The following is a 2,197-nucleotide window of genomic DNA, read 5'->3' as shown; positions in this document are numbered from 1 at the left end:
ATATCAAAACCTTCAATTTGCTTTCCGTTTCGCTCGCCTGCAAGGATTCCCCCAACATTTTCCTTCAAGTCCAAAGCCTCTTCGGGAGTAAAACATGGGATTATCCTTTTGAAATTGTTCAACGCCATTGTTATTGTTGTACTTGCCCTCAGGGCGTCAACCATGATGGAAACGTCACTGCTTGAACTTTCCTCAAAACTCAATGTCACCTTCATGAAGTAATTTATATTGAAATAATTATATAAATAATATTCATGAAGATAGTCACAACCCCAATGTGTGAAGAAATCGTAAGGCTTGCAGGCATCAAAGATTATGCCGTAAACAAGTTTCCCCAAAAAGGTGATGGAGATTTGGCAATTCTGCTTTCAGAAAGCAGAGTTGAAATGGATGCGATTCAAATCAAAATCAACACCTCAACCCAGATTTTTGAAAGCATCAAAAAGATTTCTGGCCTTGCAGGCAATGAACTGAGCGATGAGGAAATATTGTCCTATTTTGATGATTATGAACTTTGCAGGAAATACCTGAATTCGGATTTCAAAAGGTATGTGAATGTAAAGGTATATTCTGAATTTTTAAAGGACATAGTTTCAGATGTAGGTTTCAATATCGTTGCTGATGACTTTGATTATGTGATATATCCGGATTATTTAAAGGATAAGGTCATAGAAACCGAAAACACTGTTGAAATCCCGTCACATAATTCAGTTTCTAAAAATCCTTTCGACAAGGCTGAATTGAGATATGGCATTTTAGAAAATTTAATATAATATATAAATTATAAATTTATTTATCAAATTGCATTTTTTGAGAGTGTTAGGAATGTATGAAACATTGATATTTACTGGTGGAGTTCACAAAAGTGAAGAGATAAGAGAACTTATTGAAGATTTGGGTGGATTCATTCTTCAGGACAGCGTTCAGCAGATGGAACTGGTATTGAACATGGCAGTTCCTCTAGAAGATGTTGATAAGATTGAAGAAAAATCCAAAGAGTTATTGGCAAAGCTATCTGTTGCTCCTATGGCAGGTTCTGAAATAGCTATTGTCTCACCAACACTTGCAAGGCACCATTTGCCTCATGCGGCATGTGACATTTCAGAGTATTTGCGTGAATTTGGTGCAAAGGATAACATGATTGGTCTTGCAAGGGGAGACGGCAAAGGAACTTCAGGAATCACTGAAGAGGAACGTGACTTGATTGAAGAGCATGACATTGCCATTTTTGCTTTAGGCAGCTTTGAAAACTGCATCAAGGAAAAATCTTTCCTTTATGATAATATTGACATACCAGTAATTGTAACAGGGGCACCCGAAATTGACGTCAGTGAGCTTCCTGGTGCTGATGCCTATGTTGGAGGCCTTGGAAGAATACCAAGAAGGCTCAGAAGAGGTCCGGACATTCGTGCACTTGATAAGCTAGTTGAAACTATCGAACAGATTTTAAGTGACAAGAAACGTGAGATGACTCTTGATCCACCATTAGTGCCATCCATCGTTGTAAAAAATGCAATTGAAAATCAGATTAGAGAAATCAAGGATGTTATTTCTCCGACACCTGTAACTTCACAGCTTAATGGTGTACGTGTAAAATTGAATTATGACACCTATGCCGAAGACATCGGAAACGTTGTCATTGACGGCAAGAAGTTATCAGAAATTGCCGAGATTAAAAAATCAAAAATGTATGATTATATCTTGGTGAAAATTAATAGTGAGAGTTCTCTTGTTGAGGATTCTGACTAACTCTCTTTTTTTTTAAATTCTTCTCATACCAAAGAAGTTAACTGCATCAACCAAATCGTTGAACTGTTCCAGTTCCCTTTCTATGACATTTTCATCAGTCATGTCAATGCTTAGTTCGCCGTCCACTGTCAGGGTGTCCGGGCCACGGCCGATGAGCCTGTCAACACCGTCTGCACTTAGAATTCTTTCGGCATCAAGCTGGTGAACAAAAGATCTTCCAGGTATTATGACGGAATCCTGAATTTCGGATAAATCAAGCTGCTCCAAATCTTCTTTTGTAATCAGACATGCTATTTCCTTTTCAACAGCAACGACATTTACATTGTTTTCGACGTCAATTTTGTCAAAGATCTTGCTGATGTAGGGTTCGGCTATTTTTGAGGTAATGATTGTTGCCTCACCGGTAATTGGTTTTATGAATTGCAGGAACACTTCGTTTTCATCTTTT

The 2,197-nt window shown here is 37.9% G+C and carries 3 protein-coding genes and 1 pseudogene; 2 read left to right on the top strand and 2 right to left on the bottom strand.

The genetic code is table 11. The features are described 5' to 3' along the window. A partial coding sequence (locus tag QZN27_RS04805; RefSeq protein ID WP_296784403.1) for a 2-phosphosulfolactate phosphatase occupies positions 1–215 on the bottom strand: 215 nt, incomplete at its 3' end. A 39-nt stretch (positions 216–254) separates the two neighbouring features. Between QZN27_RS04805 and QZN27_RS04800 the strand changes: the two genes are divergently transcribed. Together QZN27_RS04800 and QZN27_RS04795 are read left to right on the top strand one after the other, a co-directional pair. Beyond that, a complete protein-coding gene (locus QZN27_RS04800) occupies positions 255–773 on the top strand; it encodes a hypothetical protein (protein ID WP_296784399.1) in 519 nt (172 codons plus the stop codon). 52 nt (positions 774–825) lie between these two features. Beyond that, entirely contained in the window at positions 826–1,749 is a 924-nt protein-coding gene (locus QZN27_RS04795) for a methanogenesis marker 7 protein (RefSeq protein WP_296784396.1), read from the top strand. A gap of 12 nt (positions 1,750–1,761) precedes the next feature. On the opposite strand, the pseudogene QZN27_RS04790 reads toward QZN27_RS04795, so the two are convergent. After that, positions 1,762–2,197: pseudogene (locus QZN27_RS04790) on the bottom strand (methanogenesis-associated radical SAM protein); the annotation flags it as partial.

It is taken from the genome of uncultured Methanobrevibacter sp. (assembly GCF_900316895.1).
In the GTDB taxonomy this organism is placed as follows: Archaea; Methanobacteriota; Methanobacteria; order Methanobacteriales; family Methanobacteriaceae; genus Methanocatella.
The sequence above is the reverse complement of the archived record's forward strand: the minus strand, read 5'-3'. Positions and strand labels throughout refer to the sequence as shown.